The following is a 14,018-nucleotide window of genomic DNA, read 5'->3' as shown; positions in this document are numbered from 1 at the left end:
CCTTCTCGAGTCACCCGACCCTTCACGGAGAGGTAGACACCGATGACAACCGCTACGAGCGATGACACGTACACGTTCGACAACGGCGCACCGGACGCCGTTCCCCAGATGCACGCGCTGGAGTCCTTCCTGGATCCGATCACGACGCGTCGGCTGGCCCGCCCGGTGCTGGAGCCGGGTGCGACCTGCTGGGAGGTCGGGGCCGGTGGCGGCTCGATGGCCCGCCGGATGGCCCGCGCGGTCGGCGACGACGGGCACGTGCTGGCCACCGACATCGACCCCACCCACCTCGTGGCCGAGGGCAATCTGCACGTACGCCAGCACGACGTGCGTACCGAACCGCCACCCGGGGACGCGTTCGACCTGATCCACGCCCGGCTGGTGCTGCTGCACCTCCCCGATCGACGACGGGTCCTGCGCACGCTCACCGGCGCGCTGGCCCCGGGCGGGTGGCTGGTGGTCGAGGAGTTCGACTGCACCGCACCTCAGCGGGTGCTGACCGCGCCCAGCGACGACGCCGCGAAGCTCTTCGCGCAGGTCATGGACGCCATGATGGGTGTCCTGGAGGACCACGGCGCTGACCTGGGCTGGGCGCAGGACGTACACACCGAGATGGCCCTCGCCGGTCTGACCGACCTGGACACCATCACCCACTCGCAGAGCTGGGCCGGCGGGTCGACCGGAACGTCGCTCTACGAGACCAACTCCCGCCAGTTGGAACCGGACCTGCTGGCGGCCGGGCTGTCGCCCAACCAACTGAACGCCTTCCGGCGGCTGCTCCGTGACCCCGGATTCGCCGTCATGTCGTACCACTTCGTCTCCACGCGGGGCCGCCTACCGAGCTGAGCAGGTGGACCACCGCGCGGAGCGCGGTCACGCCGTCCGTACCTCTCCCGCCGCAGCACCTCCCCCCGCTGCGCTCCGGACAGCTCTACGACGGCGTCGACCGCACCGGCCGGGCTCCCCGCAAGAGAGCCCGGCCGGCCCATGTCCCGCGCCCGCACCCGCACCCCGCCGATCTTGCACTTTCGGTTGCCCATACGTGTGGAATGCCCCCTATGTCGGGACAGAAAGTGCAAGATCGCGGCATGGCGGGCGGGCTGGCCTCGTGGATCATGGAGTTGTGGTGCCTGGATTAGGGTTATTCAGGGCTTTGTTGCCCACCACAACTCCACGATCGACGAGGTGGTGCGGCCCCGGCTCAGCGCGGAGTGGTCTCCTGGTCGGCCAGGACAATCAGGTCCTCGGGGCGTGCCGGCAGCGGTGCCGTCGCCCCGTCGAGCCACACGAGATAGCCCACCGGCGGACCTGACCGACCCCACCGGGCGCCGACGATCGTGGCCGACTTCGCCTGGTGCGGCTGCCTGAGCAGGCGTACCCGGGTGCCCGGCGCATGTCCGTCGTCGGCGACGATCAGCAGCGCGTCAAGGATCTGCCGGCCACCAGCGACGGGCAGCCCCGACACGTACGGCTCGCCCGCGTATCCCAGACGCGGCGTCATCATCGTCCTCAAGAGCGCGGTCTGCCGGATCGCCTCCTGTCGGACCTGCCCGTCCACGCTGCGTTCGACAGTGGTCAGCGCCTGCTCGATGCGCGACCAGAGGGCCAGTGGCTCCTGGTCGAGCAGGCGGCGGGCCTCGCGGTCGACGTCGGCGCAGGCCGTGTCGAGCGCGGTGTCCTCGCCGAGTTCCGCGATCCAGGCGAGGTCCCCCACCTCGGGCAGCAACCCCGGCGACTCGGCCACGATCACGATGTACAGCATCGCGAGCAGTTCCTCGCGGCCCTCGCCGTGATAGAGCGAGCCGACCCCGCTGCCGGTACGCCCACGGCTGGGCGGAAACCGCTCGACGAGGTGCCGCGCGCGGCCATGGGGCAGGATCGCGGCCCGCCTGGTGTCCGACACCCGCTCCTCGAACGACCGCCGCTCACGACGTTCGACGAGCAGTTGGCGATGCGGGTCGAACCCGATCGGATAGATCGTCCGCCCGTACCGGGAAAGGGTTTCGCCGGGCCGGAGGCCGACCGCCTCAAGCTGCCGGGCCGCCTCGGAGTAGGCGACGCCGGCCCGGGCTGCATGCTCCCGGATGGCGCGCTTGCGGGCGCGTCCCGGGGTCGGGGTCCGTCGGGGGGTGGGATCAGACATGACGCCTCCGGTGCAGCCCCACGCACTCCACCGAACGGGCGGCGTGGCCGGCACGCCGAGAGTCGACAGATCGGCGCGGAGTCGGAGACTCTTGGCCCCAATCATGCGGTCAGGCGTGGGCCACCACATCGGGCGCGGGCAGGCGCTCTGCCGTGGCCAGCATATCGTGACGCCGACCGTCGGTGTGGATGTGCACACCCTGGCCGCCCTTCCCTCTCGGCCCCCGTGTCAGCCGGTGTCGGTGGCGTGTCGGGGCGGTGTCAGCGGGCCCGCGCAGACTGGGCGCATGACAGCTGACCTGGTGATCGAGGCCGAGGGCCTCGTGAAGACATTCGGGAAGACGAGGGCGCTACAGGGCGTGGATCTCGCCGTTCCCCGTGGGACGGTGCTCGGGGTGCTCGGGCCCAACGGCGCCGGCAAGACCACCGCGGTGCGCATCCTCTCCACCCTGCTCACCCCGGACGGCGGGACCGCCCGAATCAGCGGTTTCGACGTGGTACGGGACGCCGAGCGCGTTCGGCAGAGTATCGGACTCACCGGCCAGTACGCCTCGGTCGACGAGGACCTGACCGGACGGCAGAACCTGGAGCTGTTCGGCACCCTGCTGGAGCTGGGGCGCGCCGGCGCCCGGCGACGGGCCGCCGAGCTGCTCGACTGGTTCGACCTGACCGATGCCGCGAACCGTCAGGCCAAGACCTACTCCGGGGGCATGCGGCGACGGCTGGACCTGGCCGCCAGCCTGGTCGGCTCCCCCGACGTGATCTTCCTGGACGAGCCGACGACCGGCCTCGACCCGGCCAAGCGCGAGGACATGTGGGACGTGGTCCGAACGCTTGTCAACAACGGTTCGACGGTGCTGCTCACCACCCAGTACCTGGAGGAGGCCGACGCGCTCGCCGACGCGATCACGGTGATCGACCACGGTCGGGTCATCGCGCACGACACCCCCGAAGGGCTCAAGCGGGTGGTCGGCGGGCAGACCCTGGAGGTCCGGCCGTCCGATCCGGCTCAGCTGCCCCGCACCGCGGAGATCCTGACCCAGGTCGGCTCCGGCGCGCAGGCCGACGAGATCCGCAAGGGCGTGCTCGCGGTGCCGGTCACCGACGACGCGGCCCTGACCGAGAGCGTGGCGCGGTTCGCCACGGCCGGCATCGCGGTCACTGAACTCTCCCTGCACCTGCCGAGCCTCGACGAGGTGTTCTTCACCCTCACCGGGCGTACGGCATCAGAAGACGACACCACCCGCCCCACGGAGGTCGCGGCATGAGCACTCTGACCGACACCGCGCCCACGAGAAGCCGCGCACTCTCGACGACCGCGCCGAACCCTCGGCCGTTCCGGCTGGTCCGGCACTCGTTGGCGCTCGCCAAGCGCAGCCTCATCAAGACCTGGCGTACGCCCGAGGCGCTCATCGACGTCACACTGCAACCGGTGCTGTTCCTCATCATCTTCGTGTACGTCTTCGGCGGCGCCGTCGCCGGATCGACCCACGACTACCTTCAGTTCCTGCTGCCCGGCATCCTGGCGCAGACGATCGCGACCGGCGCCATCGCGATCGGCGTCAACCTCAACACCGACATCGCCAAGGGCATCTTCGACAGGTTCCGGTCGTTGCCGATCCCCCGCTCCGCACCACTGGTCGGCGCGGTCCTCGGCGACGTCGTCCGGTACGTCATCGTCACCGTGTCGACCCTCGCGATCGGCTACGTGATGGGTTTCCGGATCGACACCGACCCGTTCCGGGCGATCGCCGGGTGTCTGCTCGCTGTGCTGTTCGCGCTCTGCCTGAGCTGGCTGCCGGTGCTGGTGTCGATGAAGGTGCGGACCGCGGGTGCCGTACAGGGCGTGATGTTCGCGTTGATCATGCCGCTGAGCTTCGCGTCCAACGTGTTCGTCGGCGCCGACACCCTGCCGGGCTGGATGCAGGCGTTCGTGGACGTCAACCCGATGACCCACCTGGTGGCGTCGGTACGCGGGCTGTTCCTCGGCACCCCACTGGGCAACCACGTGTGGTGGACGCTCGCCTGGTGCGCCGGCTTCGTCGCGGTGTTCATGCCGCTGGCGCTGCGGGCGTACCGCAAGAAGATCTGACCTACGCGAGCAGGTCGTCCATCAGCTCACGGATCCGGCTGACGGCCGCGGCGGGTGGCCGCTCACGCCACGCGGCAAGCAACGGCTCACGCTGCTCCTCGTTTCCGAGGATGGCGTTGAGCCGTTCGCCGTTCTCGAAGGGGAAGAACATCTCGATCTGGGTACCGATCCGCTTCGCGAGTACTGCCAGTTCGCGGGCGGCGTCGACGTCACCCCGGTACGCCGCGAACTCCGCGCCGCCCGACGCCCACGCCCCGATCACCGGCAGGTCCCGGGAGGTCAGCGCGTCGTCGCGGGCGAGCGCCAGCATCGCGGCCGCCTGAACGGTGGCGTCGGTGCCCGACACCCGACCAACCTGCGCGACCCGCAAATAGATGATCGCCGCCGTGGCCCGGAGCATCACGCGCGGCTGTGGCTGCGGCCCGACCCAGCCGGCGAGGACCCGCGTCACCTCGTCGGCGTGGGCGAGCGCCTCGTCGTACCGCTCACGTTGCCAGGCGAGGTGCGCCAGGCCGAGCAGCGCCTGCGCGGCGTCGACCTGCTCGGCCTGGCCCAGCGCGGCCGTCTCGCCCAGTCGCCGCTCCGCCTCCGCATCGCCGGTCAGGGCGAGCTGCACGTCCAGCCGTACCCGAATCGACCGCGCGTCCTGCGTGGCGCCGACCAACTCCATGTGCCGGACGCTGCGGGTCAACCACTCGGCCGACCGGGCGTCCCCGCCCGGGACCAGGAACTGCCCGACCGCACCCGCCGCCATCGCCATGCCCCAGTGGTCGCCGGCGGCCTCGAAGCGGTGGTACGCCTGCTCGGCGTCGCTGATCGACGCGTCCGGCAGGCCGCCGTTCTCCCGTACCGCAGCGCGTGCGAACAGCCCCAGCCCCTGCACGTACGGGTCTGGGTGCGCGACCATCTCGGTGGCGCTCTTCAGGCTCTGCTCCACGTCGGCGGCGTCGAAGCCGGGCAGTGCCGACGCGAGAGCGGTCAACCGGGACGACACCTCGGCGGGACGTTCGGTCAGGAGCGTCCGCAGCGCCCGCCGGGCGAGCACGGCGGGCCGCAGGTCGGCGCTGACGCCGGCGTTCACGCTGATCACCACGCAGGTCCAGGCCAGCCGGTCGGCGTTGGGAAGTGGCCGGCCACTGGCTGCCCCGCGCAGGGTCGCCGACCGCAGCCGCCACTGCGGGTCGTCGATGTGCAGCAGCCCGCGCGCCCAGGCGAGGACCTCCAGGTGCAGGCCCCGCACCGACCAGAGGTGGAACAGCGCGGTGGCGACGTCGACGGAGGCGGGCTCGTCGTCCGCTGCCATTGCCCATCGCAGGCCCGCGACCAGGTTGTCCTGCTCGGCGGCGCAACGGTGCAGCGCCTCGACCTGGCCGGGGCCGATGAAGCGGGCGGCCAGCGCGACGGCCTGCTCCCGCGCCCACCTGACCAGGCCGGCCATGGCCTGATCCCGGGCACCGGCCGCGTCCAGCCGGGCCTCGCCGTACTCACGGACCGTTTCGAGCATGCGGTAACGCGGCGGACCGTCCCCCTCGACCAGCGTCAACAGGGACTGTTCGACGAGGGTCGCCAGGCCGCGACGGACGTCCGGGGCCTGCGCGACGGCGGCGGCGAGGTCCGCGGTGAACGGTGCGGGAATGACAGCGACCCGCTGGAGCAGGTCGCGGTCGGCCTCGTCGAGCAGTTCCCTGCTCCAGTCGACAAGCGCCCACAGGCTCGCGTGCCGCTCGGGCAGGCCGCGCAGGGCGTCGTCGAGCAGCGCGAACCGGTCGGTCAGCCCGGCGAGCACGTCGTCGATCGGCATGTGCCGCAGTCGCGCGGCGGCCAGTTCGAGGGCCAACGGCAGGTTGTCGAGCCGGTGGCACAAGGCGAGCGCTCGCTCGGTGTCCCAGGTCGGTACGGCGCCACCGGCCCGTGCTCGGGACTCGACCAGCGCGAGCGCGTCGGCGTCCGGCAACGCGGTCAGCCGGTGCACCAACTCGCCGACCAGGCCCAGTGGGGCGCGGCTCGTCGCGAGCACCGCGACCTCCGACGAGGCCGCCGCGACCAGGTCCGCGACGACGACGGCCACCGCGTCGAGCACGTGCTCGCAGTTGTCCAGCACCACCAGACCGTCGAGGTCCGGCGCCACGGCGCGCAGCCGATCCTCGGGGCTGAGGATCCGCCGCTCCAGGCCCAGGTTGCCGCCGGTCGACGTGGTGTCCGCACCGCCGAGCGCGGCGAGCACAGTGGGCAGCACCTCGTCGGGCGAGCGCAGACCAGCGAGTTCGATCACGCGGACCGCCCGTCCACCCGCTGCCGTCCGCCTGGCCACCTCGGCGGCGAGCCGGGTCTTGCCCGCCCCGCCGGTCGCCACGATCGTCACGACGGGTGTCTCGGCTAGCGCGTCGGTGACTGCCTTGACGTCCCGCTCCCGCCCGACGAGAGCGGCCATGGGGCGGCGCCACGCGGCGGGCAGCGTGATCCGGGCCTGTTGCCGGGGCGGCGCCGCGACGGGCGGTGCGGTGAGTTCACCGCGCAGCAGCGCCAGGTGGACGCTCGTGATCACGGGCGACGGGTCGGTGCCGTAGCGGTCGGCCAGCTCGGCGCGCAGTCGCTCGACCACCTCCAGCGCCTCCGCCTCCCGTCCCTGTGCCGCAAGCACCCGGACGAGCAGGGCGGCGGACGGCTCGTCCGGCGGTGTCCGCGCGACGAGTCGGCCCAGGTCCACCTCGTCGAACGGGCCCGCGCCGGCGAGTGCCGCCTGCGCGCGCAGCGCGGCGACCTCCGCGAACAGGCGGCTGTCCTCGGCGCTGACCAACTCCGGCACCTCGGGGAACAGGGCCCGCGCCTGGTCGGCCAGGCCGCGGGCGGCACTGACGTCACCGCACCGGAGCACGGCGCCGGCCTGATCGACGAGCGCGCGCGCCTCAACCGCGTCGACGGTGATCTCCTCGGCGGGCAGCCGGTATCCGCCCGGCACCGCGACCACGGGCAGCCCGAGACGACGCACCCGGGACACGAGCGCCTGGACGGCGCCGGTCGCGTCGTCCGGTGGAGCACCGTCCCAGACGGCGTCCACGAGCAGGCTCACGGAGACCGCCCGCCCCCGCGCGTCGACGAGCGCGCGGAGCACCGCCGCGAGCCGTTCACCCCGAACGGGCTGGCCGTCGACGGCGAGTGGGCCGAGGGTCGCGATGTGCACGGACCCAGCATCCCCCACGCACGCACGGGCCCGACGACCACCGGTCCGCCGGGCCGGTCACTGCCCCACGACCGGCTTGACAGGCCGTCATTCGGTTAGGTTAGCCTAACCTCATGCAGAACGAGTTGGCGTCGGTCAACGGGGAGCGCAGCCTGTCCGGCGTCGACCTTCGTCTGGGCTATCACGGTGTGCCGGTGGTGCACGGTGCCGTGATCGACCTGCGCGCGGGCGCCGTCACCGCACTGGTGGGACCCAACGGCAGCGGCAAGTCCACACTGCTGCGGGCCCTGGCCCGGCTGCACCCGATCGAGGCCGGAATCGTGCACCTCGCCGACGGCGTCACGGCCGCCAGCCTCGCGGCCCGGGAGTTCGCCCGGCGGGTCACCCTGCTCGCCCAGAGCCGGCCGGTGCCCAGCGGCGTCACCGTCCGCGACGTCGTCGGCTACGGCCGCCACCCCTACCGGGGGCGCTGGCGCACCGAGGACCCGGACGGTCCCGCCGCCATCGCACGCGCCATGGACGTCACCGGCGTCGCCGCGATGGCCGACCGTCCGGTCGACGAACTCTCCGGAGGCGAGTTGCAGCGGGTCTGGTTGGCCACCTGCCTCGCCCAGGACACCCCGGTTCTACTCCTCGACGAGCCCACCACATTTCTCGACCTGCGCTACCAGGTGGAGATCCTCGACCTGGTCCGTGACCTCGCGGACGATCACGGCGTCGCCGTCGGCGTCGTGCTGCACGACCTCAACCAGGCGGCCGCAGTGGCGGACGAGGTGGTCCTGTTGCAGCAGGGCCGGGTCCGCGCCACCGGCACCCCGGCAACGGTGTTCACCGAGAACGCCCTCACCGAGACCTACGGGATCCGCATCGAGGTGACCACCGACCCGGTCAGCGGATTGGTCACCACCCGCCCGGTCGGGCGGCACCAGATCCGCGCCCTGGTCTGAACACCCCCATCCACAGCAGAGAAAGACCGTCATGACCCGTACCCGTTTCACAGCCCTCATCGCCGTCGTGGCCGCGCTGACGCTCGGCGCCTGCGGCACCACCGAGAACGCCGCGGCCCCCGACACCTCCGCCTCGGCGTCCGGCGGCCCGGTCACCGTCACCGACAGCCGGGGCAAGGAGATCACCCTCAAGGCGCCGGCGACCAAGGTCGTCGGGCTTGAGTGGGGCGAGGTCGAGCTGCTGGTCAGCCTGGGCGTCATGCCCGTCGGCGTCGCCGACCCCAAGGGCTACGGCACCTGGGTCACCTCCGCGAAGCTCGATCCCGGCGTCAAGGACGTCGGGGTCCGCGGGGAGCCCAGCGTCGACGCGATCGTCGCCCTCCAGCCCGACCTCGTCGTGATGGAGGACGACCGGGGCGCCAACATCGTCACTCAGCTGGAGAAGTTCGTGCCCGTGGTGGTCGCCAAGGGCAGTGACGCCACCGACAACCTCGGCCGGATGCGCACCGACCTCAACATGATCGCGAAGGCGGTCGGCAAGACCACCGAGGCGCAGAAGCTGCTCACCGACTTCGACGCGGCCATCGCCGACGGCAAGAAGAAGATCGCCGACGCCGGTGCCGCCGGCCGACCGTTCGCCATCGCCGACGGCTGGAAGGAGGGCAGCACCGTCAGCATCCGGATGTTCGGCACTGGCGCGCTGGTCTCCCAGATCGGCATCCAACTCGGCCTCACCAACGCCTGGACCGGCAAGACCGATGACGTGTGGGGCCTGGGCCAGACCGACGTCGAGGGCATGACGGTCCTCAAGGACCCGAACATGCACCTCTTCTACAACGCCTCCGACGGCGACGACGTGTTCGCCGACGGTCTCGCCGGCAACGCCATCTGGAAGTCGCTGCCCTTCGTGCAGAAGGGCAACCTGCACAAGATGCCCAACGGTATCTGGACCTTCGGCGGCCCGCTCTCCGGCAAGCAGTACATCGACGAACTCGTCAAGACGTACACGGTGTGAGCGTGCTGAACGCGCCCCCACGCCCGGAGCCGGCCACCCGGCCGGCTCCGGGCGGACGCCCGACCATGCCCCGCATCGCCGTCGTCTTCGTCGCCGCGATCCTGCTGCTGCTCGTGGTCGGCGCGGTGCACCTCACCCAGGGCACCTCGAACGTCGGCGCCCTCGACCTCCTGCGGCTCGCGACCGGCGCCGACGACGAGGCGGCCCGCGTCCTGATCGCGTCCCGGCTGCCCCGGCTGCTCGCCGGGCTCGCCATCGGCGTGGCGCTCGGATTCGCCGGGGCGGCGTTGCAGTCGATCGCCCGCAACCCGCTCGCCTCCCCCGACACACTCGCTGTCAACGCGGGCGCCCACCTGGCGATCGTGGCCGTCGCCGCATTCGGCGTCTCGCTGCCCGCGCTGCCCGCCGGCGGCCTCGCCTTCTGCGGCGGGCTGGCCGCCGCCGGCCTGGTGATGGCGATGTCCTCCGGTGGGCAGGCCGGCACCACCCGGCTGATCCTCGCCGGCTCGGCGACCGCGTTGGCGCTCGGGTCGGTGACCACACTGCTGCTGCTCCTGTTCGAGCAGGCCACCATCGGGCTGTTCGCCTAGGGGAACGGCTCGCTGGTGCAGAGCGACCTGACCGCGCTGACCCAACTCGCTCCGGTGATCGTCGGCGCCGCCATCGTGCTCGTGCTGCTCGGGCACCGCCTCGACATCCTCGCCCTCGGCGACGACACCGCCACAGTGCTCGGCCTCGACGTGCGGCGCACCCGGCTCACCGTCATGGTGCTGGCCGTGCTGCTCTCCGCCGCGGCAGTCACCCTCACCGGCCCGGTCGGCTTCGTCGGCCTGTGCGCACCGGTGATCGTCAGGCTGCTCGCCCCCGTGGTGCCGGGGGTGCACCGGCACCGCGTCCTGCTGCCGTTGTCCGGCATCGCCGGGGTCATCATCGTGCTCGGCTCCGACGTGCTGCTGCGGGCCGTGATGGGCGGGCAGGCCGGTGTCGACATCCCCACCGGCGTGGTCACCACACTGTTCGGCGCGGCGATCCTCATCTGGCTGGCCCGCCGGCACCGCGACGCCGGCCCCACCCGTCGTCCGCCCGGCGGGCACGCGGCCGTCCGCTCCGCGGCCTTCCACCGCGGCGTCGTCGCCGTCACCGCCGCCCTGACCGTCTGCGCAGTGGCGGTCGGCATGCTCGCCGGTGACACCTGGGTGCTGCTCGGTGACGTGGTCAACTGGGTCAACGGCACCACCGGGCCCGCGTACACCTTTGTGCTGGACCAGCGGTGGCCGCGCGTCGCCGCGGCGGTCCTGGCCGGCGCGGCGCTCGCTGTCGCCGGCACCACGGTGCAGGCGGTCTGCCGCAATCCGCTGGCCGAACCCGGCATCCTCGGCATCACCGCCGGCGCCGGGCTCGGCGCGGTCTCCCTGCTCACCTTCGTGCCGCTGGCCGGGGTGTGGGCCGTCTCCGGCGTTGCCGGTCTCGGCGCGATGCTGGCGTTCGCCCTTGTCTACGGCCTGGCCTGGCGCGGCGGACTGAGCTCCGACCGACTGGTGCTGATCGGTTTCGGGGCCTGGCAGGGCGGCATGGCGGTCATCACCTACCTGGTCGTGGCCTTCGACCCGTGGAACACCGGGAAGGCGTTGACCTGGCTGTCCGGCTCCACCTACGGTCGGATGCCCACCCAGGTGCTGCCGGTCCTGATCGCCCTGCTGGTGCTCACACCGGCCGTGGTCGCCGCCCGCCGGGAGCTCGACCTGATGGCGCTGGACGACGACACCCCCCGCGTGCTCGGCGTCCGGCTGGAACGCACCCGGTTGGTCGCGCTCGGCGCGACGGCGCTGCTCACCTCCACCGCCGTCTCGGCCGTCGGGGTCATCGGTTTCGTCGGTCTGGTCGCCCCGCACGCCGCGCGGGCGCTCGTCGGCGGCCGGCACTCCCGGGTGCTCCCGGTGGCCGCCCTGCTCGGCGCGGCGCTGGTCAGCATCGCCGACACCTTCGGTCGGACGGTCATCGCGCCGGCCCAGATCCCCGCCGGCCTGGTCACCGCCATGATCGGCACCCCGTACTTCGTCTGGCTGCTGTGGCGCTCCCGCGCCGTGGCGAGCACCACCCGGTAGAGCCGCCCGAGTCGAGAGAGGCACCATGACCGAGACCCTGCCCATCGCCCCGTGGCGCGTGTTCGCCGTCACCGTCAGGGCGGTGCGCCGCCTGAGCCCGTCCTTCACCCGGGTGACCTTCACCGGGGTGAACCTGGACCGCTTCGCCGACAACGGCTACGACCAGCGGATCAAGCTGGCACTGCCGCTGCCCGGTCAGGACCGGGCGACCCTGCCGCACGGCGCGGACTGGTACGCGACGTGGCGGGCCCTGCCCGAGCACCTGCGCAACCCGATCCGCACCTACACGGTGCGGGCGGTCCGGCCGCACCTGGCCGAGGTGGACGTCGACATGGTGCTGCACGGCGACAGTGGCCCGGCGACGCGCTGGGCTCGGCGGGCCAGCGTCGGCGACGAGATCGCCCTGGTCGGGCCGGATGCCGGCTTCGACGGCAACCACGGCGGGGTCGAGTTTCGACAGGCGACCGGCGGCACCGTGCTGCTGGCCGGGGACGAGACAGCGGTGCCGGCGATCAGCAGCATCTGCGAGCGGCTCCCGCTCGACGCCCGGGGCACTGTCGTGCTGGAGGTGCCCGACGCCGCCGACGTGTTGCCGCTGGTAGCGCCGCCTGGCGTCGAGGTCCGCTGGCTGGCCCGGGGCGCCGACGGGTACGGCAGCCGGCTGGTGCCCGCCGTCGTCGCGGCGGCCGGGGAACTGCTGACCCCCGGCGCGTCGACGGCCGCCCAACCCGTTGCGGACGTCGACGTGGACACCGAGATCCTGTGGGAGGTGCCCGAACAGGTGGCCTCGGCGCCGCTCTACGCGTGGCTGGCCGGGGAGGCCGGTGTCATCCGTAACCTGCGCCGGCACCTCGTCGCCGAGCGGGGCCTGGACCGGCGGGCGGTGGCCTTCATGGGCTACTGGCGTCTCGGTCACGTCGACGCCGACTGACAGCGCCGCGAGGCGCACCACGCCGGACGGCCGCGAGGTGCGTCGGAGGCCGTGAGGCGCGTACCGTTTCGGGTCGGACTTGGGGCGGGTCGGCTGGAGCCGGCACGGGATACGGGACGAGACAACGACGCATGACGGTGGACAACATTACCGAAAACGGTCAAGAGGGTATTGACCGAAGCCGGCTGGAGGCCTGCCTCAGCGTCTTCGAGGCGTTGGAGGCGCTGCCCTCCGACCATCCCGACGTGGTGCAGGTGCAGCGGGCCACCGCCCGGCTCTACAAGGTGATCAAGCAGCGGCGGCGGGAGGAGCGGCGGGACGCCATCCTCGCCGCCGACCGGGCGGTGACGGAAGCCACCGCCACCGGCGCTCCGGGGCGGATCGACGACGAGACGCAGGGCATTCCGCTCGCGTCCTCCGTCCCGGGCGAGACGGCCGGCTTCCTGCACAATCCGCGCGGCTGCTACGTCTGCAAGCAGCGCTACCGCGAGGTGGACGCCTTCTACCACCAACTCTGCCCGTCCTGCGCCGCGCTGAACCGGGAGCGCCGCGACGCCCGCACCGACCTGACCGGCCGACGTGCGCTGCTCACCGGCGGCCGGGCCAAGATCGGCATGTACATCGCGCTGCGGCTGCTGCGCGACGGCGCGCACACGACGGTGACGACCCGGTTCCCGCACGACGCGGTCCGCCGCTTCGCCGCGATGCCCGACAGCGCGGACTGGCTGCACCGGCTGCGGATCGTCGGGATCGACCTGCGCGACCCCGCCCAGGTGATCGCCCTCGCTGACGACGTCAGCAGCCAGGGCCCCCTCGACATCCTGATCAACAACGCGGCGCAGACCGTCCGCCGGTCCCCCGGGGCGTACGCGCAGCTCATCGCCGCCGAGGCCGCGGCCCTGCCGGACGGCCCGCTGCCGGAGCTGATCACGTTCGCCAAGCCCGACGGGCAGGGCGGCCCGGTGGGCAGCCTGACCGCCGGGCCACAGTCGACGGCGCTCACCCCGCACGCGCTCACCGCGTTGGCGCTGACCAGTGGCTCGGCCTCGCCGGAACGGATCGCGGCGTCCACCGCCATCGACGCTGGCGGGCTCGTGCCCGACCTCGACTCGGTGAACAGCTGGGTCCAGCGGGTTCAGGAGGTGGACCCGGTCGAGTTGCTCGAAGTGCAGCTGTGCAACGTCACCGCACCATTCGTGCTGGTCAGCCGGTTGCGTCCGGTGATGGCCGCCGCGTCGGCGCGCCGCAAGTACGTGGTGAACGTGTCGGCGATGGAGGGCCAGTTCGGCCGCGGTTACAAGGGGCCGGGGCACCCGCACACCAACATGGCCAAGGCGGCGCTGAACATGCTGACCCGCACCAGCGCCGAGGAGATGTTGACCGACGGCATCCTGATGACCAGCGTCGACACCGGCTGGATCACCGACGAACGCCCCCACCCGACGAAGATGCGGCTGGCCGACGAGGGCTTCCACGCCCCACTGGACCTGGTCGACGGCGCGGCCCGGGTGTACGACCCGATCGTCCGCGGCGAACAGGGCGAGGATCTGTACGGCTGTTTCCTGAAGGACTACGCGCCCTGCGCCTGGTGATCGCCCGCACGAC

10 protein-coding genes and 1 pseudogene are annotated in these 14,018 nt (G+C 72.3%); 9 read left to right on the top strand and 2 right to left on the bottom strand.

Annotation, left to right across the window (positions count from 1 at the left end; genetic code table 11):
* Positions 1 to 42 precede the first annotated feature (42 nt).
* Positions 43 to 846, top strand: a complete 804-nt coding sequence (locus tag AB0C19_RS16805) for a methyltransferase domain-containing protein (protein WP_357185683.1) — start codon at positions 43 to 45, stop codon at positions 844 to 846.
* Between the two features lie 355 nt (positions 847 to 1,201).
* Here the strand turns inward: AB0C19_RS16805 and AB0C19_RS16800 are convergent, their stop codons facing one another.
* The gene (locus AB0C19_RS16800) at positions 1,202 to 2,143 is read right to left on the bottom strand and encodes a hypothetical protein (RefSeq protein ID WP_357185680.1); all 942 of its coding nucleotides are present in this window, start codon (positions 2,141 to 2,143) and stop codon (positions 1,202 to 1,204) included.
* A 286-nt stretch (positions 2,144 to 2,429) separates the two neighbouring features.
* Between AB0C19_RS16800 and AB0C19_RS16795 the strand changes: the two genes are divergently transcribed.
* Both AB0C19_RS16795 and AB0C19_RS16790 read left to right on the top strand, forming a co-directional pair.
* A complete protein-coding gene (locus AB0C19_RS16795; protein WP_210781139.1) occupies positions 2,430 to 3,410 on the top strand; it encodes an ATP-binding cassette domain-containing protein in 981 nt (326 codons plus the stop codon).
* A complete protein-coding gene (locus AB0C19_RS16790; protein ID WP_124822795.1) occupies positions 3,407 to 4,234 on the top strand; it encodes an ABC transporter permease in 828 nt (275 codons plus the stop codon). Before AB0C19_RS16795 ends, AB0C19_RS16790 begins: the two co-directional genes overlap by 4 nt.
* Before the next feature lies 1 nt (position 4,235).
* Here the strand turns inward: AB0C19_RS16790 and AB0C19_RS16785 are convergent, their stop codons facing one another.
* Entirely contained in the window at positions 4,236 to 7,415 is a 3,180-nt protein-coding gene (locus tag AB0C19_RS16785; protein WP_357185676.1) for a BTAD domain-containing putative transcriptional regulator, read from the bottom strand.
* Positions 7,416 to 7,528: 113 nt separating this feature from the next.
* Here AB0C19_RS16785 and AB0C19_RS16780 point away from each other — a divergent pair, with 113 nt between their 5' ends.
* The 6 genes and pseudogenes from AB0C19_RS16780 to AB0C19_RS16755 all read left to right on the top strand — a co-directional run bounded on the left by AB0C19_RS16780 (position 7,529) and on the right by AB0C19_RS16755 (position 14,005).
* Complete coding sequence (locus AB0C19_RS16780) at positions 7,529 to 8,362, top strand: ABC transporter ATP-binding protein (protein WP_357185673.1); 834 nt, start codon at positions 7,529 to 7,531, stop codon at positions 8,360 to 8,362.
* A 31-nt stretch (positions 8,363 to 8,393) separates the two neighbouring features.
* Complete coding sequence (locus AB0C19_RS16775; protein WP_357185670.1) at positions 8,394 to 9,377, top strand: iron-siderophore ABC transporter substrate-binding protein; 984 nt, start codon at positions 8,394 to 8,396, stop codon at positions 9,375 to 9,377.
* Positions 9,378 to 9,442: 65 nt separating this feature from the next.
* A pseudogene (locus AB0C19_RS16770) lies at positions 9,443 to 10,417 on the top strand (iron chelate uptake ABC transporter family permease subunit); the annotation flags it as partial.
* Between the two features lie 123 nt (positions 10,418 to 10,540).
* The gene (locus AB0C19_RS16765; RefSeq protein ID WP_357185955.1) at positions 10,541 to 11,482 is read left to right on the top strand and encodes an iron chelate uptake ABC transporter family permease subunit; all 942 of its coding nucleotides are present in this window, start codon (positions 10,541 to 10,543) and stop codon (positions 11,480 to 11,482) included.
* Between the two features lie 25 nt (positions 11,483 to 11,507).
* Positions 11,508 to 12,413 (top strand): siderophore-interacting protein, encoded by a 906-nt coding sequence (locus AB0C19_RS16760; RefSeq protein ID WP_357185667.1) that lies wholly within the window; start codon positions 11,508 to 11,510, stop codon positions 12,411 to 12,413.
* A gap of 131 nt (positions 12,414 to 12,544) precedes the next feature.
* Entirely contained in the window at positions 12,545 to 14,005 is a 1,461-nt protein-coding gene (locus AB0C19_RS16755; protein ID WP_357185665.1) for an SDR family NAD(P)-dependent oxidoreductase, read from the top strand.
* Positions 14,006 to 14,018 lie beyond the last annotated feature (13 nt).

This window comes from Micromonospora sp. NPDC048842, assembly GCF_040649935.1.
Classification (GTDB): Bacteria; Actinomycetota; Actinomycetes; order Mycobacteriales; family Micromonosporaceae; genus Micromonospora; species Micromonospora hortensis.
This window is presented reverse-complemented; position numbering and strand designations above follow the sequence as displayed.

Coding starts and splice junctions, on each gene's coding strand:
- AB0C19_RS16805 (WP_357185683.1), top strand. CDS start 43: ATGACAACCGCTACGAGCGATGACACGTACACGTTCGACAACGGCGCA.
- AB0C19_RS16800 (WP_357185680.1), bottom strand. CDS start 2,143: ATGTCTGATCCCACCCCCCGACGGACCCCGACCCCGGGACGCGCCCGC.
- AB0C19_RS16795 (WP_210781139.1), top strand. CDS start 2,430: ATGACAGCTGACCTGGTGATCGAGGCCGAGGGCCTCGTGAAGACATTC.
- AB0C19_RS16790 (WP_124822795.1), top strand. CDS start 3,407: ATGAGCACTCTGACCGACACCGCGCCCACGAGAAGCCGCGCACTCTCG.
- AB0C19_RS16780 (WP_357185673.1), top strand. CDS start 7,529: ATGCAGAACGAGTTGGCGTCGGTCAACGGGGAGCGCAGCCTGTCCGGC.
- AB0C19_RS16775 (WP_357185670.1), top strand. CDS start 8,394: ATGACCCGTACCCGTTTCACAGCCCTCATCGCCGTCGTGGCCGCGCTG.
- AB0C19_RS16760 (WP_357185667.1), top strand. CDS start 11,508: ATGACCGAGACCCTGCCCATCGCCCCGTGGCGCGTGTTCGCCGTCACC.
- AB0C19_RS16755 (WP_357185665.1), top strand. CDS start 12,545: ATGACGGTGGACAACATTACCGAAAACGGTCAAGAGGGTATTGACCGA.